Raw genomic sequence first — 20,493 nt, 5'->3', positions numbered from 1 at the left:
CCACCCATCCACCCATCCACCCATCCACCCATCCACCCATCCACCCATCCACCCATCCACCCATCCACCCATCCACCCCTTCACCCAATTTCTACCCGGGTTCTGCTTGGGTACTCTGTAAGTTAGATTAGGGGTGAGTCTTGACCCATGGCGATGGGTGAGCGGCCCTGCCCTTTTGGCCTGGTGTGTATGGGAGTCTTTTTATATTTTCTACGCCATGGTCAGACCGCTTACAGTCTGACCGGAGGGTACTGTGGTACGCCAGAAAATGATCCAGGTTTAACGCCGGAAGGGGTGGCCATGGCCCAGGAGTTTGCGGCCATTTATGCCCACTTACCGTGGGCAGCGGCCTATGTCAGTCCCTTACGACGGGCAGTAGAGACCGCCCGTCCCCTGTGCGAGCGGGTGGGCATTGAGATGCAACTGCGAGAGGGGCTGCGGGAGGTAATGTATGGACGCTGGGAGGGGATGCATCCGTCGGCGGTGGATCGGGAGCACCACGATGAATATGTCGCCTGGCTAACGGATCCAGCCTGGTATGCTCCCATCGGAGGAGAGCGGGCAGTGGACATTGCTCGTCGTTCTGCCCAGGTGCTGGATGAGATTGAGCATACCCATGACACCGGCCATATTTTGGTGGTGTCCCATAAGGCCACCATTCGGATTATGCTCTGTAGCCTTCTAGGGATTGATGTGGGTCGCTACCGCGATCGCCTGGATATGCCCGTCGCCGCCGTCAGTGTGGTGGAACTGGCGAAGCGAGGCCCCTTATTTCATACCATTGGCGATCGCTCCCACTTGAGCGAAAAGCTGCGATCGCTGCCCTGCACCTGAGGACCGGCCCCATGCCCTTGAGGCTCTATCTACTCCGCAATGCCGAAACAGAGTATTGTCGTACCGGGCGATACTGTAGCCGGGACGGGGTTTCCCTCACTCAGCGGGGGCAGCAGATGGCTGATTTTTTTGCCAAAGCCTATCACCAGGTGACCTGGAAGGCCTTATTTTGCAGCCCCTTAAACCATGCCTTAGAAACCGTCAAACCCCTGTGTCAGGCCACCGGGCTAGAGGTGCAATGCCGTGACCATCTGCGGGAGCTTTCCTTTGGCAAATGGGAGGGGATGGCCCCCAGGGAGGTTAACCAGTGGTTCCATGACGACTACATCCGCTGGCTAGCCGACCCCGCCTGGAATCGACCAACTCAGGGGGAGAAAGGCATGCAAGTGGCCCGCCGTAGTTCTAATGTGCTCTCGGAAATTGAGGAAACCTATCCCGATGGCAATGTGCTGATCGTCTCCCACAAGGCCACCCTGCGGATTATGCTGTGTACCCTGCTGGGGGTTGATGTGGGGCGCTACCGCGATCGCCTCGCCATGCCCGTGACGGCGGTCTCTCTGGTAGAACTAATGGACTATGGTCCCTTTGTCAGTCGGTTTAATGATTGCACCCACCTCCCCCCCCACCTGCGTCGGCCCTGGGCCGGTAACGGCTCCGATGAATAGGGATTAATCGGTTTCCACCTTCCCGTCACCCCACCACCCCACCACCCATCACCCCACCACTCCCCCACCTCCCCACCTCCCCTACCCTGCGGGAAGCCGCTCCGCGTCTACACCCCACCACTCCCCCACCTCCCCACCTCCCCCCCTTCCCCACCCCTCAGCCCGATATTTCTACCTTGAGAGGTATTTCCCTTCTAGAGAGGTATTTCCCCTGCCAGATGGCAACGGTCCTGAAACCCGGTTCAATCAAAGGGTATAGATCGCGATCGTACCTGCCTATAGTCATGGATCTATGAAAAAAGGCTAGAAACTGCGATCGTGCCCGAATTTCCTCAAGTCTTAGCAAGGGAGCAAAGCATGATTGGATGGTTCAGTGGGTTAGCACACCCCACGACTTGGATAACTCAGGTGCCAGGGCCAGGGGTCACTACCCCCGAAGAAGCCGCCCTGATTTTTTCAGGGCCACAGTTTTTTATTGCCCTAGTGTCGGGATTGGTGCTGGCCTTTGGCTTCCAACTGCTGCTGACCAATCTTTCGGTTGCCGTGGGCATTGCCTATGCTGGCCACGGTAAATCGGCCAATCCATCGAAGAGTAGCGGCGGTGGCCCTAAAATTACGACAGCCTTCGGTATTTGGACCTTAATTACCGTTAGTTTGGCTCTCTTCTTCGCTTGCTTATTAGCGGTACGCCTCAGTCTTTACAGCAGCGCCCTGCTAGGGGCGATCACCGGTCTGGTGATTTGGGGTACCTATTTTTGCCTACTGTTTTGGGTGAGTTCGACCACTGTGGGATCGCTGATTGGCTCAGTGGTCAAGACTGCCACCTCTAGTTTCCAATCATTAGTGGGTACCGCCACTGCTGCGATCGGAGCTCGGGCCGCCAGCAACCAGGTGGTGGAGACCGCTGAAGCCACTGCCGCCGCCGTTCGCCAGGAACTGCTGGCCGGGTGGAATAGTAGCGATATGCAAGATACCCTACGCGATTACCTGATGACGCTACGATCTCCATCCTTAGATACGGCTGATCTGGAAGCGGAGTTTGAACGCTTGATCCAAGATTCTAAGGTGACTGCCCTCGCCGACGGGGACACTTTGGCCCAAATTGATCGTCGCGCTTTTGAAGACCTGGTCAGCCGTCGCACCGACTTATCGCCCCAGGACACCAAGCGCCTGGCCGATCGCTTGTACCGGAGTTGGCAACGGGCGGTGGGGCAAACCACAGGCCGTGATGTGATGGTGGAGTTGGTGGACTATCTCAAGTCAGCCCGGCGGGATGAGTTGGTTTCAGAGCGGTTGAACGAGCGCATTGATCAGTTGATTTCGGCCCAAGGATCGTCTGCGGGTGGTAAAGGAACTGCTGGGCTGCTAGCCCAAGGGGTAGGCCTGTTAATGGGCACTGTGCTTAACCGCACTGATCTGTCTGATTTAGACTTAGCCCAGGTGACCCAGACCCTGAAGCAGCTACCTCACCAGGTGAGTGATTCTGTAGATACCATCGCCACCCAAATTCGGGGCGACGATCAGCCCTACAGCGTGGTGCAGATGGATGTGGACGCTTACTTGTACAGTGCCTATCCCTGGCAGCTACAGCCCCAACGGTTGAAGCAAGAGTTTTGGGATGTGATCTACGACCCCACCGCCGATCCAGCCCTGCTGCGGCAGGAACTGCTGCCCCTGAATCGGGCCTACTTTGCTGAGCAACTAGCGGCTCGAGGGCTGCTGACCCAGGCCGAGATTCAGCGGGTGGCCAATTTGCTGGACGAAGTGCGCCAACAGGCCCTCGGAGAAGTTACTACCCGTTACCAACTGGAAGCGGCCAAAACCTTGCAAACGAATGTCTACACCTTTTTGCAGCGTAGCTCTCGGGCCGACCTGCTGGATGATCAGGTCACAGGCACCTTTGCCGAGCTGATTGATGATCCCCTGGCTGAACCTGGGGAACTCCGCGATCGCTTCCAGGCCTTTAGCTATCAAGTCTTCCTAGATGCACTGCAGGCCCGACAGGATCTGAGCGAGACAGAAGCCCAGGCCCTGGCCAGCCGTTTAGAACAGGTGATGAACCGAGTTCAGGCTGATGCCGAAGGATTACAGGCGGCCGCCCAGGCTCGTATCGATAATCAGTGGCAAGCCCTGAAGCACTACTTGCAGGGGACTGGCAAGGCCGAGCTCAATCCCAAGGCGATTCAGCAGGACATCCAGGCTCTATTAGATGAGCCCGACGTTGGTATTCATCGGGTTCGGCAGCGTTTGGCTCAGTTCGATCGCGATACCCTGGTGCAGTTGCTCAGCCAACGCCACGATTTATCTGAAGCCCAGGTACAGCAGACCTTAGATCAGGTTGAAGCCACCTGGTACCAGACCATTCATGCTCCGGCCAATCTTACGGCCCAAGCAAAAGCCAAGTACGATGAAGCCACCCAGGCGATCGAGTCCTATCTGCTTAAAACCGGCAAGCCTGAGCTCAACCCCGAGGGCATTAAGCGAGATCTATCCTTACTGATAGATGATCCCAAACTGGGCTTTCAGGCGGTCAGAGATCGACTGGCTCAGATGGATCGCGACACCCTGGTGCAGCTGCTGGGTCAACGGCAGGATCTGAGCCCTGAAGAGGTGGACCGGATCATTGACGACATGCAGGGGACGATTCGTGACCTGTTGCACATGCCCCAGCGACTAGCTCGCCGGGCCAAAGCCGAAGTCATGTCGTTTGAGCAGGCCCTGGAAGACTACTTGCGCAATACCGACAAAGCAGCCTTGAACCCAGAGGGCATCAAACGGGATTTGAAGCTGCTGCTAGAGGATCCTCGGCTGGGGGCTGATCGCCTGCAAACTCGGCTGGCCATGATTGACCGGGATGCGGTCGTGGCTCTGCTGGCCCAGCGACCGGATATGACCCAGGCCGAAGCCGAGGCCGCCGTTGACCGGTTACTGGCCATTCGTCAGCAGATTATGGACCAGTTGCACCGCTTACAAGATCAGGTGAAAGCGGTGATTGATGGCATTCTGGAGCGGATTCGTCAGTACCTGGATTCATTGGATCGCCCAGAGTTAGACTACTACGGCATTAAGCGCGACTTGCAGCAATTGATGGATGATCCCAAAGCGGGGTTAGACGCCCTGCGGCAGCGACTGCACCAGGTGGATCGCGATACCCTAGTAGCTGTCCTCAGCTCCCATGACGCCATTTCAGAGACCGACGCCCAACGGGTAATCAATCAGGTGGATGAGGTGCGTACCACGGCCCTCAGAAAGGCAGAACAACTGGAGCAAGAGGTGGAAAACCGCCTGGCTGAAATGAAACATCACATGCAGCAGCAGGTGGAAGAGACTCGCAAAACTGCCGAAGCCGCTGCCTGGTGGATCTTTGGTACAGCTACTGTGTCAGCTGCCTGCGCTGCGATCGCTGGTAGTCTGGCCACCCTGTAAGCCGATCTGACGGCCAACTTAAGACCAGGGCCCCCTGTGCAAACCGACAGGGGGCCTTGTCTAATGGAATTACCGATGACATCACCTGCCCCGTACCCACCGATCACCATGGGATTGTTTAACCAACGCCAAAAACTACTCCAGCGCATCCAATTAGCCCTGGTGCTGTTCGTAGTGGCCCCGATGCTGGCGAGTTGCACCGGAGGTGAATCCACAGCCAACGACTCGGCCCACGATGCGCAGGAAACCACTGAGACCCCCCAAACTGAGGTCACCCAGACCGCTGATCTTCCGGTTGTTGATCGCGTAGAACCGGTCACGGTTGTAGACGGGCTCGAACATCCCTGGGGTATGACCTGGCTCCCCGATGGGGATCTGCTGATTACTGAGCGTCCGGGCCGATTGCGTCGGGTCAGGGATGGCAACCTCGATCCTACCCCCATTGCTGGGGTGCCCGACCTGTTTGCCCAGGGCCAAGGGGGGCTGTTAGACATTGCTCTACACCCCGATTTTGAGGACAACCGCTGGGTTTATTTTGCGTACTCCGATGGCACCCCCCAGGCAAACCGCACCCAGGTGGCCCGGGCTCGCCTACAAGGGGCCACCCTGACCGACTGGACCGTGATCTTTACCACCAACTTGGACAAGCCAGAGGGCCAGCACTTTGGCTCGCGACTGCTGTGGCTGCCAGACGATACTCTGCTGGTGGCGATTGGGGACGGCGGTAACCCGCCCCTCCAGGTGGCTGGTGATCTAGCCCGTAACCAGGCTCAGAATCCTCAAAATCATCTCGGCTCCGTGGTTCGGCTTAACGACGATGGCTCTGTCCCCGACGACAACCCCTGGGTCAACAGCGCCGAGGCTGACCCTCGCACCTGGAGCTATGGCCACCGCAATATTCAGGGGTTGGCCTTAGACCCTGAAACCGGCGACATTTGGGCTACAGAGCATGGGGCTAGGGGCGGCGACGAGCTGAATCTGATGAAGCCAGGGGAAAACTACGGCTGGCCCCTGGTTACCTTCAGTGAAGAGTATACCGGGGGACCGATTACCACCGAGACCTCTCGCCCTGGCATGGTTGACCCCCGCACCCACTGGACTCCGGCGATCGCCCCTTCGGGACTGGCGATCTACCGAGGCGATCGCTACCCTCAGTGGCAGGGGCACCTGTTTGCTGGTGGCCTTGTCTCCCAGGATATCCGCCGGATTGAAGTAGACAGTAACCAGAATGTGATTGATGAAACCCCGATTTCTATCGGCCAGCGGGTTAGGGATGTACGCCAGGGGCCAGACGGCTTTTTATATGTACTAACCGATGCCTCCAACGGTCGCCTGATTCGCCTAGAGCCAGCCTCATAGGGGTAGCCAAGGGCACTTATCCCATACCAAAGCGGGCGCTCCAGTCTATCTGGAACGCCCGCTTTGACGCTTGTTGACCCTAATTGTTTCTAAACTCAGGGGGTTGCCCCATAGCTGTAGCAGCCTAAGCACACCTCAGCGCCAGTCACCATTCAGCTATATCCACATCAACGACCAAAATCTGGCAACGACATTACGCTCAACCCTGGGCAGTCCATCAATCTATATCGTTCGTTCTATATCGTTTCTACAGCGTTATCTTGCCCAATGATTTCACGAACGCTCAAACAACGGTAACGGCTGGGGAACCCCTTCAGGCCACCTAGGTTAGGCCGCATAGTCAAAGACGGCATCTAAATACAAGCGGTTGATTCTACGATCGCTAATGCCATTTTGCATCAGAAATAACGACAGGGCCGCACAAAAGACCCGATGTTGATTCCAGGAGGGGTGGGTCTCCACATAGCCCTGCATTGCCTCAAACAACTCCTCAGGGACCTCCACATTCAAGCTAATTCTAGGGGTCATTGACGCCATTATCTGCTCACTCATCTTCACTTCCCCATACTGCAAATTGACACCAAAACACCACCCGCCATTGTTTCTAGCGCCAACCCCAAGCCCCTAAAACCGAACTGGGGGCACAGGATTGAGGTCAATGACAGGTCTTGTGTGTACTGGTCGCACCATTGTCACCAGACTCCCAGGGGATGTCAATCTTGCCAAGGGGACAGCGATCCGCTACTCAAATCTGGCCTCTAACGAGCCTTTGAGGGTTTCAGCGATCCCCACTGTGGTCGCTTGTGCGCCACAACACAAAATGGCGTTTCTACCCCTGTGGATTGCGACAATCCACAGGGGGGGCCAAACCCCGATGGCGTCGCGTCAGCCTGTGGAAAAGCATCGAGTTTCTGTGGAAAACCCTGTGGGAATCGCGATCAAAACAAAAAAAATCATAAAGTTCTGGGGTCAGTTCAAACTTTTTTATAGATTCATCAAACCGGGATCCTGCCCTTGATTGGCCAGGGAAAAATTCATAACCGAACTTGGGGTGGTAAGACAAAATTTGAACCTCGTACCCCTGATTCCTCATCCGCCAATCCGTAGGGACGGGGTCTCCTCGCCCTTCTGAACTGCGAATAAGCAAGCAGGATGGAGGATAGGGCTTGATTTTAGGACCAGAGCCCTATCTTGGCCAGACAAAGCAAACTGTCCCAGGACGAATGCATAGTCCTGGGACAGTGAAGGTTGGTGATCCTTAAGGGTTAGTGATCGTTGAAGCCTTAAACAGGGACCCCCACAGCCCGCAGAATCACCTTCAACAGAGAGCTGACAATAGCCAGTGCGATCGCCCCCATGATCGCGCTCCAGATGCCCCAGCGCAAACGAAATCCGTCTACCAGCCAGGCAGCTAGGCCAAATACAATGATTGCCCCCAACAATGGAACTAAGCCCAGGGTGATGAAGCCAATGCCAGTACGAAAGGTCTGGGGAAATAGGGCCCAGATGCCGTCGAAGGCACCGATAATCGCTCCCCCCAACAGGGCCTTGATGGGGCTATCAATGTCCACCCCCACGGGTGGAATCTTCGAGATAATCAGCAAGCCGATCGCCAGCACAATCACACTCAGCAGAAAATAAACCATCGGGCTTTCCTCACACAACAGACAAAGAACAAAAACTGAACCGTGATCCAGCAGTCAAGGGCTAACCGTAGCAATTAATACAGACTTTAGCGACCTCATAATATCAGACGAAAATCAGGCCTTCTCGCCCCTGTCTCCCAATCTTTGGGGTAGGCCCCTAACTCGTGGAATCGGGCGATCGCTCAGCCGTCCTGCCGATCCCTTGAGATCAGCCTCAGCATTCCAGATTGTCGCTTTAACTGGTCCACCTCCCTTTGGGCTCATACATCTGGTAATAACTTCCCAGATGCCATCCCCTTCAGGCACGCACCCTTTGCCAAGCGATAGTGATTAAGCAGGCTTCAACGCCCGCCGCCTTGATCTCAACGGGCTGAGTTACAGGGTCAACGCCACGGGCTTAAAAATGCGGTTTTATCGCACAAAACCCAGACATTTCCTAAAATTTCAAAATTATACAGACGAAATATATGGAATACCTAAGGAAAACACCGCGCCTGGGCAAATCTAGTACTCTGCGGCATAAGTCGGCCAACCCTTCCTGAGCCCTGACACCAAGCACCTGACACCCCTAGCAACGGTGGTCATATTTCCGCAGAATCCCAGGATCTGCACCAGCAGCATAAGGTAGCCCCTAGGGACGTGATACTTATTTTTTCGCCTAAAGAGCAAAAAGTGATGAGAAAGCCTTCATCGAACTTAAAACTTAGTTAGGATAATTAATGACGAGCTTAAAATACTTAAATACTATGGTGGCACAGCAACGGTTCTTATCCCTTGGGGAGTCAGTCTTTCGCCCAAATCAGTCAACCAACGCAGCTTTTCAGATTAGCTGGACAATTCTGAGAGTGGTAGCCGGTACCGTAATGATTCATAACGGTCTCGACAAGCTAGCTAACATCGAGAGCTTTGCCCAGGCCTATGTGGCCTACTTGGGGCTGCCATTTCCGATTACCCTCAGCTACATGGCGGCTTTCACCGAGTTGATCGGTGCGCCTCTGGTGGCCCTGGGTCTGTTCACCCGCCCAGCAGCCCTCGGCCTGTTTTTCACTATGACGGTGGCCATGTATCACCACATTAAGGTGGCTGGGCTCAGTATCCCTTACCTGGAGCTCTCTGCCCTCTACGCATCGGTGTTTCTCTTTTTTGTGGTGAATGGCGGTGGTCGCTTCTCGGTAGACTCGCTGATTGCTAAAGCTTTTGGTGGATTACGGGCCAGCCAGGCCGCAGGTAAGCGGGTTTCCTTAGAAACCACCTTTCAACTGTCTGGGGATCCTGAAGCAGAAACGACTCAGTCTGCCCAGTAGCAGCGACGATCACCCCACTCCCCCACCCCTGCCCCTGTCAGTAGGGAACAGTGAGCCTGCTGCTTCAGGGCGTTTTCGGGTTCCAAGCTCAGGTTTGGTAGAGGGGGGGTTCCTGGGATAAACCCCTGATCCAGGTCTGAGGGTCCAAGCATCAAGGCTACAATCCGCTAAAGCGAACTGAGGATTCAAGTCCCAGTCTGCTTTAGCGGATTTTTGGTATGGGTCAGGCCGATCAGGCTCTGGTGGTTGTGGCCGGAGTTCCTGAGCTATAAGTAAGAGGGAAAATGCACGGTGGGCTTTTCCCCGACATTAGGCGGCATGCAACGGGGTGCATTGGTGCGGGTGCCAGGGGAAACGCATAGAGTCTGGAATTTTGGCCGCCGCCGTTGAATCTGGTTTTAAGTTGGGAAACATTCTAGGGTCGGCATCTGTAGGTTCGGCCCATGGGGTTTGGCCCGTGCGAAGCTTGAAATACCCCTGAGGGTAAGATCGCAACAGCCGCGATCAACCGTGATGGATGACTCAGGTGCTTAGCTCTACCAGGGCGATCGCAGGTGAGCTGCGGTGGGTCAAGCTTTGGTCGTTCCATTAGGGAAGCCGTCAGGGCCAGGTTGGTTTTGCCAAGGGTTGAATCCGGGTGACACCTGCGTTTACCGATTGACTGGAGACTGATTATGGCAACTGTATGGACAGCAGCATCGTGGCTGGGACTCTTACCTGTCTGGGTCGGGCTTGGCTTGCTGCCAGTCGGCAATACCATCGCCCAAGCCCAACCGGCCTGCCCCCACGCCATCCTACGATTTGAGAGCCGTCAGCCAGTGGATGATGCGGTTGTATGCGAAGCCGCTCAGGTCTGGGCTGAGCGGGGGTATCAGGTGCTGGTGTTTTTAACGGATACCCAGCCCAATAGTGAATCTGACTGGTTTGACCTGCTGGATCAGGTGGAAGCGGCGGCGGGACTGCGGACCTTGAGCCAGGATGACGATTTTGAGCGCCGGGCGATCGCCCTGGAGGTGACCACCGCTACCGATCTGCCCTTTGCGGTCAGCATTACCTACGGTGAAGCCTTGTTTCCGTCCCCCTTGGATACTGACCCGGCTGCCCTGGATGACATTAAACGCCAGGTGCGTGAGTTAATCGCCGATCAGCAAATCACGGCGGCGCTGGTGTTGGGGCTGGAGGAAACGGCTGAACTGGCCAGTATTGATACCGCTGGTGTTGTCCCTGGGACTCTGGGTTGGTTGGGGGTAGGGGGTGGGGTCGCCGTTATGGTCGGCGGTGGTGGAGCCATCGCCCAACGACAGCGGCGACGGCGACAACGGCTGGAGGCGCAGTTGCATCGGTTGCAGGACCGGGTTTCCAATTTGCTGATGGGGTGTGAGCAATGGCTGACTGGCCCCGACCTGGAAGCGATGGTGCCCTATCAACTGTTTGCCGAGGCAGGGGGCGAAAATTATAGTGACCTGACCCAGCAGCTTAAGGTGTGGCTGCGCCAGGCTCGCCAAGCCCTGGATCAAGCTTTCCAGGTCCACGCTGCGCTACAGGAGGATGAAGCCCAGGCGAAACAACCCCTGGCGAAACAGGTGGAGGCTTGGGAGCTGTTGTATCTGTCTTTTGTGGGGCGGCGCGATCGCATTCGAGCCATGTCCGACGAAGAGCTACAAACCCTGCTCAACCCAGTGCTGGTGTTGGGCAACACCCAGGGGCTGAGTGCCGGGCTAGTCCAACAACTGGAGGCGATTCAGCAGCGGGTGCAGGGGAGCCCCCTGAAGGTGGAAATCACCCAGGCGGATCCCAATAGTGTGGATCAAGAGGGCATTCTGGGCCTGGTGGAACAGGTGGACAACACCATTAGCCGCCTGCGAGAGGCGATGATTCAGGCCCCCGAACAACTCGCGGCTACCGATCAGCGCCGTCAAGCCTTTACCGGGCCACTTCCCCCCCGGCTGGGGCTGAGTTTAGCCGAGGTGTTGGCTGGCGTAGATACTTTGCTAGCCCAGGCCGACCAATCCCTGCATCAAGACCAGCTGTACCTGCGGGTCCAGGACTACTGTCAGCAGGTGGATGCTGCCCTGGAGGTTGTTGCCGCCCTTGACCCTGAGTTTCAACAGTATGATCAACGGGTCGAAAAAGTGGCGGCGATCGCCGCCCAGGGGTACCGTCCTCCCCTGCTAGATCAGTCTTCTCAGGCCATGGATGCGGCCTTAAGCCAGGTGCAACAGGTGCTGCGCCTGGGCGACTACGATGCCGTGCCGTCGGCCCTGGGCCACCTGCATCAGACCAGCCACCAGGCTCATACCACGGCTACCCAATGGCGAGATTTGCACCAGCAGAATGTCACGGCCATTCAGGGCTTGGTTCAAACCGGCGATCGCCTGCAACAGCTGGACCAACAGGATGTGGCGGCTGCCTGGGCTGCCCTGCATCAGTATGCCCCCGACAACTGGGAGGACTTGACCGCCATCCACACCGCCGCCCAGGCCCTGCTCCATGAGATTCGCACCCAGGATCTGCCCCAATTGCAGCAACAAAATAGCCTGGCAGTACAGGCATTCCCGGCGGTCGAGACGGGGATTGTGGCCTCGGCCCAGCGGTTGGCCACCGCTGAGGCGCAGTTTCGGCAGATTCTAGATCGTTGGCAATTGCTGCAACGGGCAGAGGCTGACCTGAACCGGGAACTGGGCAAAATTGAAGCCCATATGTTCCAGACGGCGGAACTGGTGAAGCCCAAGCGGCTGGGGTTGATGGGGCGACAGCAACCCGATAGTCGCCTGCAATCAGCCCAGGCAGAGGTGGATGCTGCCCGCTGCTATTTCCAGGCTGGCTCAGTCCTACGGGCCTGCACCGCGCGAGATCAAGCCCTGCGGTGGGTGATTCTGGCCTATGCAGACAAGGTGCAGGAGCAAGCAGGGACGATTCATAGCCTCACCCTCGATCCCCATGCCAGTCAGCCTGGGTGTTCGGCATTCCAGGCGGCGATCGCGCTGATTCCCGACAGCACCGAGATTGATCAAGCCACAGACCAGACCTTGTTTCAGCTGTATGACAATATCGGTCAGGCCAGTCAAGACTTACAACGGGCCGAACGCCTCTGTCGCAGCGCCATCAGCAACGCCCATAAGGGTGGATATAGCAGCCATAACACCTTGAGGTCCAGCACCAACCGCAGTCGTTCCTCTAGCAGCCGCAGCAGCAGTAGTTCCCGGCGCTCCTCCTCTAGTAGAGGGTCCTCGCGACGGTCTTCCAGTAGTGGCAGTAGTCGGCGGCGCTAGGCTGGACTATGCAGGATAGGGGTATTTTCAGGCACTTTTGCTCGATAATATCCTTCATTACCGTGCTTAAATCTCAAATTTGGCGGATAACAACCCGAAGTTACGAACTTATTCAGCAGAAATGATATTTAATTCCTTAAAATTTAGGCAATATCCCATGGATCTGCTGGATAATCCAGGAATTAAGGGGTCTTATCCAGCAGAACTGCCACTTAAAGTATAGTTGTGCCGCCTGAGTTACTGGTGGGGACATAGCGCAAGGTTGCCTGTTGTGGCTTGAGCTTGAAATCTCTGGTAGCTCCTCAACATGGATACGATATTAGAGGTAGTATTCGATCACCCCTGAGATTTCAGTATGCTGGAATGGTTGGCAGCTACAACAGGAATAGAGCTAGGCAAGCTTGTACTAGAGCAGGTTCTCGATTTGAGTAAGCCTGTCCTGGAGGGGTATGTCCAAGATTTTTTCAAGGATTGCCTGAGTAGCGGAGTCAGCCGACTCAATGCCACAGCACTGAAAATACCGATGGCGGAAGCAGTTGGCTACTTTATCAAGCGATTTATTAAAGAGCTTCAGATTAACGACGTTCCCGAAACCAGTATTCAACATCACTACAAAGCAGCGATCAAAGAGTTTGTACAGGATAAGGCAGTGCGCCCCATCCTAGGAACAGCCTTTGAGAAGGATTGTAAACAAATTGATTACGGGCAGTTGGAACAAATTTGGGCACAACAGTATCAAGGCTCTGGATGGCAATTTCCCTCAGAAGAGTTTGATTGGCGAGGAGTCTGCAAAGAATATGTATATGAGGTCAAGGGTATTGTTAAAGCGAATCCAGAGTTGCGGGAGATTCTGAATTCTGATCTGCTAGAAGACATTGCCCGCAATACCGCGCAACTTTCACCGGGATTTGATGTTGAGACTTATCGAGCCAGTTTGCAGTCCAGTTATGGCTATCTGAAGCTGTATACCCTCGACAGTACTGACCGGGTCGATGCTATCAAGCTCTGGGCAATGTTTATTGAGCAAACGGTGCGAGAGGCATTGCCCCCAATGCGCTACGATTTGCCCTCAGATTTGAAACGACAACTACAAGACAGAGGACAACTTGAAGCAGATTTATCGCCTGAAGCCTTAGAGCATTATCGTCATGAGTATTTTCAGCAACCCGCACGAAAGGTTTTAGAAGCGGTAGCCGACTCTCAGCGGGCGGTGATTTTAGGGGATCCGGGATCAGGCAAATCAAGTCTGTTGCAATATCTGGCGCTGGAATGGGTTGAAGGTAATACGGAAAAACTGCCATTATTGATTGAGTTGAGGGAATTTGCTCTCAATCCATCTGCCAGCTTTCTCGAGTTTATGCATCGCGGTCGGGGTGTAGATTGGCAGTTTGACCAGCAGCAACTTCATCAGCATTTACTGAAGTCTCCAACGCTGGTGATGTTTGATGGTCTGGATGAGGTGTTCGATCGCGCCACTCAATCAACCGTCATTGACGATATCATTCGCTTTTCGCAGCAATATCCCAAAGCCCAGGTGTTGGTTACCTCTCGAATTATCGGCTACAATCCCGATCGCCTCCAGCACAGTGGGTTTCGACACTTCACCATTCAGTCCCTGGATACGGACGAGATTCATGAGTTTATTGATCGCTGGTATGACCTATCAATGGGCAGCGATCCTGACAAAGTGCGGTTGAAACAGCGATTGCAGGAGGCGATCGCCAATTCTAAAGCGATCGCCAACCTGGCAGACAATCCACTACTGGTGACGATGATGGCAATCCTAAATCGGCGGCAGGAGTTACCCCGCGATCGCGCCGACCTCTATGACCAAGCTTCGCGGGTGTTGCTTTACCACTGGGATGTGGATCACAAACGATTGCAGATTCCGATGGATGCGATCGGGCGACGGGAAAAGCAGGAAATGTTGCGCCTGATTGCTCATGAGATGCAGGCGGGAGAGGAAGGACTAAAGGGCAATCTGATTAGTGCAGAACGCCTCACCCGCATTTTGACCGATTATTTGCGCGATCAGGGCTTCAGTGAACCCCGTGAAAAAGCCAATCGGTTGATTCAGCAACTGCGAGAACGAAACTTCATTCTTTGCTATCGCGGAGCTGACACCTACGGCTTCATGCACCGCACCTTTCTAGAATATTTTTGTGCCGTTGAAATTGTCCATCATTTTGAGAAACAACGGACTCTCACTTTTGAGCAGCTACGTGATCAGGTGTTTGGGCAGCATTGGCAAGATGAGACCTGGCATGAGGTTTTAAGATTGATTTGCGGAGCGATCGACCCTAAATTTGCGGCAGAATTGATTGAGTTTTTAATGACAATAGAGGTTAATAAATCAGACTTTTTAGAGAATGAGAAGAATTTTATTTACGAAGATTATAGACTTAAAATAGAATCCATTGGAAATCTGTTGCTAGCCGCCGAGTGTTTATCGGAAATTACTAGCCGTAGTGTAATAGCAAATACAGAAAAACAACTTTTAGATCTACTAAAGCAAGAAATTGAACTGGAGCAACCGTATCTCTTCAGCAATGAAGCAGCTAAAGGAATTATTCGTATTTTTGCCGCAACATGGGGAGGAGATGCTGAAATATTATCTTGGATCAAGTTTCACCTTAGAAACATTAAGCAGGAAGGATCTTATTTCCTTACCTTTCTGGCTCGTATGCTTGCTCAAGGCTGGAAAGATCACCCTGATACCTTATCTTGGGTAAAAATGCAGGTTTATCAAGCCGAATATAAATTTCTTCGTCAGCAATCGATTTGGGCATTGGCAGAGGGTTGGAAGGATACTTCGGACACACTAGATATTGTTAAGGATCGGATTCAAAACGATGAAGATTCTGATGTCAGAAGTGGAGCTATTCGTGCATTGGCTAATGTTTGGAGACACGAACCTCAAACTTTGGCTTGGCTAAAATCATCTGCTCAAAGTAGTTCAGATAATTTGCTGCAATACTTTTCCGTACGAGAAATTGCACGCTGCTACAGTAATCATCCGGAAACCTTCGATTTTTTAGTATCAGTTGTACTTTCCGATCAATGCACGAATTCAGAAATTAATCCTCGAACAGTAGCACTTCAAGGTCTTTGCCGAAACTATTCCACTCATCTAAGAACGATCGAACTGCTGCGCGATCGCGCCATCAATGATTCCGATGAGCAACTGCGAGAATGGGCACAGGAGCAGTTGCATCAGATGGAGAATCAGGGAGGAGCAATCGAATGGACTTGATTTACCTGGACTACAACTGCTTTCAACGAAGATTTGATGACCCTAACCAGATTCGCATTCAAATTGAAGCGCTAGCCTGCCAAGAAATCTTCAATCGGGCAGAAGCTCAAACAATTCTGTTGATCTGGTCATTTATGCATGAAGACGAAACATTACTCTGTCCCTTTCCAGAACGGCAAGAGTTTGCTCTAGAACTTTCCACCCTCTGCCAGATCAGAATTGGCCCAGAGGACGCTATCTACAGCCTTGCCCAACAACTCATAGAGCAAGGTAAATTCTCGGCGAAGGATATCTTGCATGTAGCATGTGCCAGCTACGCTAATGCAAACTTCTTCCTTACCTGTGATGATGCCCTGATGCGACAAGCCAAGAAGCTTATATTAGCTTGTGAAGTCCTGAATCCAGTTGATTATATTCGGAGAGAAACCCCATGACAGATTCCACCCCAACCCTAAATGATGCTCAGCTTCGGGTCAGAGCCCTGGCCACTCTCAAACAAGAACTGGGTATGGCTGCTACCCTTCGCTTTCTGGCATTAATCAACCAAAACCCAACGGACTATGTAGAAATTTCTCGTCAGATCTATGAAGGACAGCAATTAGACGAAATTTTTTCTAGAGCCAAACAAAACTGGAAAGGTTAAGGTTTTCCCATTTCACAACTTTGGAACTGTTGTCTAATAAGCCATCAATGCCCCCGATGAGCAGCTGTGACAATGACAATGGGCAACTGTGTATTCCTTCAGCAGATGGCAGCACAACAACCCCCTTGCAGCAGACGAAAACAAACCCTCAGTGCTGAATTCCAGGTTGTTTACCGCCGCTGAAGGGGAACGTTATGCGGCTTTCAGTTGTCTGCAGGGCAGGGCTAGAAAGTTGTCAGTCTTCGTTCTGATTGATTTCGAGGTACTCTCACCTAATAAAAGTTGATGGGTCCAGCAGTAGCAGGATTAATCGGTGCTGGTATTGGGGCAGTAGCAGGAATAGCAGGAACTCTTATCACTACCTTCTATATGAGCGAAACAGTCTATATCGAAACCAGTATTTTGGGCTATCTCACAGCCAGGTCAACTAAAAACCTGATTTTGGCTGCGAATATGGAAATAACCAAGGATTGGTGGGAATTACGCCGAAATGCTTTCACTCTCTACACATCAGAGGCTGTTTTAGACGAAGTGATACGGGGAGATTCCGAGGTTGCTGCTCAGCGGCTAGAAATACTGCGTGGTTTTCCCCTGCTAGCATTGAATCAGGCCGTACAGGGCTTGGCAGCACAGTTTTTAGCCAGAAGCAATTTGCCTCCTAAAGCCGGGGTAGATGCTATCCACATTGCTGCCGCGACGGTTCATGGCATGGATTATTTGCTAACGTGGAACTGCAGGCATATTGCGAATGCTCAAATTCAGGGGAAATTGGCAGAAATTAGTCTTGATTGTGGCTATGTGCTTCCAATCCTCTGCACACCAAATGAACTAATGGGAGATTAGGCTATGTGGAAAGATGAAATTGTTGAAGAAATTCATCGTATTCGCGAGGAATACGCCAAATCATTCAGTTACGACTTAAATGCAATATTTGCAGATTTACGCAAAAAACAGGAAGAGAGCGGTAGAGAGGTTGTAACTTTGTCGCGTAAGCCCGGTCTAACAACACGTTGGAGTGGACGGGCGAGAGATATTGGCTTGGAAGCAATGGATACTAGCCTCCACTCAATTTAGCCGTTAGGTGGCTCGAAGCTTGAGTGGCAAGGATCCTAAGTGTTATACCTGAGTCATACATATGTGGTCGCCCTATGGAGCGGATGAAGCAGCGGATACTATGTTGAAAGTATTGCAATCTGCCAAAACTCCAGATCATGCATAATGCTGAGCGATATCCGTTCCTTATAAATAAATTACCGTGAACCTTGCGGTAAGGCCCACGGTAACTCGTTATGATGTCAGCCCAGTTATCCTAGTCTGCTTTAGCAGACTTTGGCTATGGGCGGGGGAGTTTGCTCGCTGATGGCTTTAGCTTAGAAGCTACTGCGACGATAGTTGCTACCGCCGGAACCACTAGAACTAGAGCTACGGGAGTCATCGCGAGGCCGAGCTTTGTTGACTCGCATTTCACGGCCCATCCACTCAGCACCGTTCAGGGCCTCGATTACCCCATCTTCTTCGGCCTCAGCGGCCATATCAACGAAAGCAAACCCCCGAGGGCGACCGGTTTCCCGATCTGTGGGCAGGCTGACGCGACTGACTTGCCCGTACTCTGTAAATACCCGCTCTAAATCTTCGCGGGTGACATCGTACGACAAGTTACCTACATAAACAGACATTAGATCTTCTCCATTGATTGACAAATGTATCGAGTAAACGGAGACAGACCTGTAACGGAAATCGAAATGAAATCAAACAAGCGTAATCTACCGAAAACTGAACTTGATCTATTTTAACATCGGGATTTGGGAATGGGAAGTGGTTGGGATGGCCGTTTAGGGCTATCTCTGATGGCAGGTAGCCGTCACTGGGGATAACTTAGCCAGGTGCGAAGATATCTGAGGCCCTGGGCCAGGCCGATTTGGGCGATGGGGGAAAGCGCTTCGCCATAGGCCATGGCCTGGGTGGGCAGCCAGAGGGCGTAGGCGATGGGCTGTCGATGGTAAAGCTGTTGGGTTAAAGCGAGTAGGGCAGTGGGATGACTCTGGTGCCCTGACCGCCAGCGATCGCCGTCCTTAGCCTGAATCGATTGGCAAACAATGGGACTGGGGGGATTCTGGGGCGGAGTCGCATCGACAAAGATCACCCGGTCTACCTCGGCGATCGCCGCTGCCAGTTCAGGGGTAAGTTGATGGCAGGGCCAAGCCTCGACCCCAGGGAGCTGCCAGCGTTCTACGGCCTCAGCCACTCGATAGCCGACGCCGTCATCTCCCCGTAGGGTGTTGCCATAGCCAATCACCAGGGTTTGCATCATTTTACTCCTGTTCCGTTATGGCCCGAGCCGCTGGTGCTCTCAATGTCAGGACGGGTTGACTGACTTATGCTTCAGAATACTAGGAGCGGGGGTGCTTAACCCAAGACGATGGGCTCTATTGTCGTAGGGACGATGAAACAATTTACCCAACTTTTTCAAGCCATTGACGCCACCACATCGACGAATGAGAAGGTGCGATCGCTGCAGGCCTACTTTCAAACCGCCGACCCGGCAGACCAGGTGTGGGCCCTGTACTTACTGTTGGGCAAAACCCGTCGCCGCACTGTGACCTCGCGGGTGCTGCGGGAGGTATTTCTACAGATTGCTGACATTCCAGAGTGGTTATTTCAAGACTGCTATGCCCAGGTGGGGGACTCGGCAGAGGTGATCGCCCTGTTGCTACGGGATATGCCCCTACCGGCTCAGGAGTGCTGCGATCGCCCCCTGCATCAGTGGATGGAACAGATTATTCCCCAGGCGAAGGCAGCCGAAACCGATCAGCAGCGGCAGGAGTTAGTGGTGTCCTGGTGGGCGGCGCTGGATAACACCGAAGTGTTTGTGCTCAACAAGATTCTCACTGGTGCATTTCGGGTCGGGGCCTCGGCCAAGCTGGTGATAAAGGGGTTAGCCGCTGCCACGGGGGTATCAGAGCCGGTCTTGACCCACCGGCTGATGGGCGACTTTACCCCCACGGTAGAGTTCTACCAGCGCCTCACCAGCCTAGAGGCTACCCAACAGGCCCCCAGCCAGCCCTACCCTTTCTTTTTAGCCACCTCCTTAGACGAGGAGAAATTTAAACAGGAAGACCCGGCGGACTGGCGGGCGGAATGGAAATGGGACGGCATTCGGGCCCAGATGATTAAACGGGCCGATCAGGTGTTTATCTGGTCGCGGGGGGAGGATTTGGTCACCCCGCAGTTTCCTGAACTGGTGGCGGCCCTAGAGACCTTTCCCAATGGGGTGGTGCTGGACGGGGAAATTCTAGCCTGGCAGGGGGGCTCTCCTCTGCCGTTTAACCATCTGCAAAAACGGTTGGGCCGCAAGCGAGTGACCGCCAAAATCATGGCGGCCCAACCGGTCCATTTCATCGCCTATGACCTGCTAGAGGAGCAGGGCAGCGATATTCGCGATCTGGCCCTGGACGATCGCCAGGCTCGGCTGACGGTATTGCTTGATTCGACTGATAGCGATCGCATTCACCCCTCTCAGCCCCTGACGTTTGAAAGCTTTGCTGAATTGGCCGCCCTGCGGTCTCAGGCCCGCCAGCAGGGGGCGGAGGGGCTGGTGGTCAAAGCCATTGACAGTCCCTACCTGGTGGGCCGTAAGCGAGGCTATTGGTGGAAATACAAGGTGGACCCGATGAGTCTAGATGCCGTATTGATTTACGCCCAAGCCGGGAGTGGCAAGCGGGCCAACCTGTTTACCGACTACACCTTTGCCCTCTGGCAGGGAGACACCCTGGTGCCCTTTGCCAAAGCCTACAGTGGCCTGGATAACCAAGAAATTAACCAGCTGGATAAATGGATTCGCCGCCACACCCTAGAGCGGTTTGGTCCGGTGCGATCGGTAGAACCCAGCCATGTGTTTGAAATCGGCTTTGAGGGCATTGCCCAGTCTAAGCGTCACAAATCGGGTATTTCGGTGCGGTTTCCCCGGATTTTGCGCTGGCGCAAAGATAAACCCGCCGCCGAAGCAGACAGCCTAGAAACAGCCCAAGTGCTGCTGGCCGAATTTTTGTAGTCCCGACGAGTGATCTGTCAGGGCTAAATTTTAGGGTGCA

Annotated in this window: 16 protein-coding genes; 12 read left to right on the top strand and 4 right to left on the bottom strand. The window is 53.8% G+C overall.

All coding sequences use genetic code 11. The features are described 5' to 3' along the window. Nucleotides 1-189: 189 nt before the first annotated feature. The 4 genes from E1H13_RS04095 to E1H13_RS04080 all read left to right on the top strand — a co-directional run bounded on the left by E1H13_RS04095 (nt 190) and on the right by E1H13_RS04080 (nt 6,284). The gene (locus E1H13_RS04095) at nt 190-834 is read left to right on the top strand and encodes a histidine phosphatase family protein (RefSeq protein ID WP_169612134.1); all 645 of its coding nucleotides are present in this window, start codon (nt 190-192) and stop codon (nt 832-834) included. Between the two features lie 11 nt (nt 835-845). After that, complete coding sequence (locus E1H13_RS04090; protein WP_169612118.1) at nt 846-1,499, top strand: histidine phosphatase family protein; 654 nt, start codon at nt 846-848, stop codon at nt 1,497-1,499. 357 nt (nt 1,500-1,856) lie between these two features. After that, on the top strand, nt 1,857-4,925 hold the full coding sequence (locus E1H13_RS04085; protein ID WP_169612117.1) for an MFS transporter: 3,069 nt from the start codon (nt 1,857-1,859) through the stop codon (nt 4,923-4,925). A 108-nt stretch (nt 4,926-5,033) separates the two neighbouring features. Then, on the top strand, nt 5,034-6,284 hold the full coding sequence (locus E1H13_RS04080) for a PQQ-dependent sugar dehydrogenase (RefSeq protein ID WP_169612133.1): 1,251 nt from the start codon (nt 5,034-5,036) through the stop codon (nt 6,282-6,284). 327 nt (nt 6,285-6,611) lie between these two features. Here the strand turns inward: E1H13_RS04080 and E1H13_RS04075 are convergent, their stop codons facing one another. Together E1H13_RS04075 and E1H13_RS04070 are read right to left on the bottom strand one after the other, a co-directional pair. Further along, nucleotides 6,612-6,812 carry a DUF2811 domain-containing protein gene (locus E1H13_RS04075; RefSeq protein ID WP_169612132.1) on the bottom strand — a complete coding sequence of 67 codons (201 nt, stop codon included), beginning with the start codon at nt 6,810-6,812 and terminating at the stop codon, nt 6,612-6,614. 755 nt (nt 6,813-7,567) lie between these two features. Next, entirely contained in the window at nt 7,568-7,930 is a 363-nt protein-coding gene (locus E1H13_RS04070) for a phage holin family protein (RefSeq protein WP_169612116.1), read from the bottom strand. 746 nt (nt 7,931-8,676) lie between these two features. On the opposite strand from E1H13_RS04070, the gene E1H13_RS04065 reads away from it, so the two are divergent. The 7 genes from E1H13_RS04065 (at nt 8,677) to E1H13_RS04035 (ending at nt 17,476) form a co-directional block, all read left to right on the top strand. After that, complete coding sequence (locus E1H13_RS04065; protein WP_169612131.1) at nt 8,677-9,234, top strand: DoxX family protein; 558 nt, start codon at nt 8,677-8,679, stop codon at nt 9,232-9,234. A 674-nt stretch (nt 9,235-9,908) separates the two neighbouring features. Beyond that, nucleotides 9,909-12,506: a hypothetical protein gene (locus tag E1H13_RS04060; RefSeq protein ID WP_169612115.1), complete on the top strand. Its 2,598-nt coding sequence runs from the start codon at nt 9,909-9,911 to the stop codon at nt 12,504-12,506. Between the two features lie 355 nt (nt 12,507-12,861). Next, nucleotides 12,862-15,759: a HEAT repeat domain-containing protein gene (locus tag E1H13_RS04055; protein WP_169612114.1), complete on the top strand. Its 2,898-nt coding sequence runs from the start codon at nt 12,862-12,864 to the stop codon at nt 15,757-15,759. Next, entirely contained in the window at nt 15,750-16,193 is a 444-nt protein-coding gene (locus E1H13_RS04050) for a hypothetical protein (RefSeq protein ID WP_169612113.1), read from the top strand. Before E1H13_RS04055 ends, E1H13_RS04050 begins: the two co-directional genes overlap by 10 nt. After that, the gene (locus tag E1H13_RS04045; RefSeq protein ID WP_169612112.1) at nt 16,190-16,402 is read left to right on the top strand and encodes a hypothetical protein; all 213 of its coding nucleotides are present in this window, start codon (nt 16,190-16,192) and stop codon (nt 16,400-16,402) included. Before E1H13_RS04050 ends, E1H13_RS04045 begins: the two co-directional genes overlap by 4 nt. A 369-nt stretch (nt 16,403-16,771) precedes the next feature. Next, nucleotides 16,772-17,245 (top strand): type II toxin-antitoxin system VapC family toxin, encoded by a 474-nt coding sequence (locus E1H13_RS04040; protein ID WP_169612130.1) that lies wholly within the window; start codon nt 16,772-16,774, stop codon nt 17,243-17,245. Between the two features lie 3 nt (nt 17,246-17,248). Further along, a complete protein-coding gene (locus E1H13_RS04035) occupies nt 17,249-17,476 on the top strand; it encodes a hypothetical protein (protein ID WP_169612111.1) in 228 nt (75 codons plus the stop codon). A 296-nt stretch (nt 17,477-17,772) separates the two neighbouring features. Here the strand turns inward: E1H13_RS04035 and E1H13_RS04030 are convergent, their stop codons facing one another. Together E1H13_RS04030 and E1H13_RS04025 are read right to left on the bottom strand one after the other, a co-directional pair. Beyond that, nucleotides 17,773-18,078 carry an RNA-binding protein gene (locus E1H13_RS04030; protein WP_169612110.1) on the bottom strand — a complete coding sequence of 102 codons (306 nt, stop codon included), beginning with the start codon at nt 18,076-18,078 and terminating at the stop codon, nt 17,773-17,775. 185 nt (nt 18,079-18,263) lie between these two features. Continuing rightward, nucleotides 18,264-18,713, bottom strand: a complete 450-nt coding sequence (locus E1H13_RS04025) for a hydrogenase maturation protease (protein WP_169612109.1) — start codon at nt 18,711-18,713, stop codon at nt 18,264-18,266. A gap of 132 nt (nt 18,714-18,845) precedes the next feature. Here E1H13_RS04025 and E1H13_RS04020 point away from each other — a divergent pair, with 132 nt between their 5' ends. Next, entirely contained in the window at nt 18,846-20,453 is a 1,608-nt protein-coding gene (locus tag E1H13_RS04020) for an ATP-dependent DNA ligase (protein ID WP_169612108.1), read from the top strand. The last annotated feature ends 40 nt before the right edge of the window (nt 20,454-20,493 follow it).

The sequence above is a fragment of the Nodosilinea sp. P-1105 genome (genome assembly GCF_012911975.1).
Taxonomy (GTDB): Bacteria; Cyanobacteriota; Cyanobacteriia; order Phormidesmidales; family Phormidesmidaceae; genus Nodosilinea.
This window is presented reverse-complemented; position numbering and strand designations above follow the sequence as displayed.

Bases quoted from the DNA above. Each gene is read 5' to 3' on its own strand.
- E1H13_RS04050 (WP_169612113.1), top strand. From the start codon at position 15,750: ATGGACTTGATTTACCTGGACTACAACTGCTTTCAACGAAGATTTGAT.
- E1H13_RS04095 (WP_169612134.1), top strand. From the start codon at position 190: ATGGGAGTCTTTTTATATTTTCTACGCCATGGTCAGACCGCTTACAGT.
- E1H13_RS04070 (WP_169612116.1), bottom strand. From the start codon at position 7,930: ATGGTTTATTTTCTGCTGAGTGTGATTGTGCTGGCGATCGGCTTGCTG.
- E1H13_RS04080 (WP_169612133.1), top strand. From the start codon at position 5,034: ATGGGATTGTTTAACCAACGCCAAAAACTACTCCAGCGCATCCAATTA.
- E1H13_RS04025 (WP_169612109.1), bottom strand. From the start codon at position 18,713: ATGATGCAAACCCTGGTGATTGGCTATGGCAACACCCTACGGGGAGAT.
- E1H13_RS04055 (WP_169612114.1), top strand. From the start codon at position 12,862: ATGCTGGAATGGTTGGCAGCTACAACAGGAATAGAGCTAGGCAAGCTT.
- E1H13_RS04020 (WP_169612108.1), top strand. From the start codon at position 18,846: ATGAAACAATTTACCCAACTTTTTCAAGCCATTGACGCCACCACATCG.
- E1H13_RS04060 (WP_169612115.1), top strand. From the start codon at position 9,909: ATGGCAACTGTATGGACAGCAGCATCGTGGCTGGGACTCTTACCTGTC.
- E1H13_RS04045 (WP_169612112.1), top strand. From the start codon at position 16,190: ATGACAGATTCCACCCCAACCCTAAATGATGCTCAGCTTCGGGTCAGA.
- E1H13_RS04090 (WP_169612118.1), top strand. From the start codon at position 846: ATGCCCTTGAGGCTCTATCTACTCCGCAATGCCGAAACAGAGTATTGT.
- E1H13_RS04035 (WP_169612111.1), top strand. From the start codon at position 17,249: ATGTGGAAAGATGAAATTGTTGAAGAAATTCATCGTATTCGCGAGGAA.
- E1H13_RS04040 (WP_169612130.1), top strand. From the start codon at position 16,772: ATGAGCGAAACAGTCTATATCGAAACCAGTATTTTGGGCTATCTCACA.
- E1H13_RS04075 (WP_169612132.1), bottom strand. From the start codon at position 6,812: ATGACCCCTAGAATTAGCTTGAATGTGGAGGTCCCTGAGGAGTTGTTT.
- E1H13_RS04065 (WP_169612131.1), top strand. From the start codon at position 8,677: ATGGTGGCACAGCAACGGTTCTTATCCCTTGGGGAGTCAGTCTTTCGC.
- E1H13_RS04085 (WP_169612117.1), top strand. From the start codon at position 1,857: ATGATTGGATGGTTCAGTGGGTTAGCACACCCCACGACTTGGATAACT.
- E1H13_RS04030 (WP_169612110.1), bottom strand. From the start codon at position 18,078: ATGTCTGTTTATGTAGGTAACTTGTCGTACGATGTCACCCGCGAAGAT.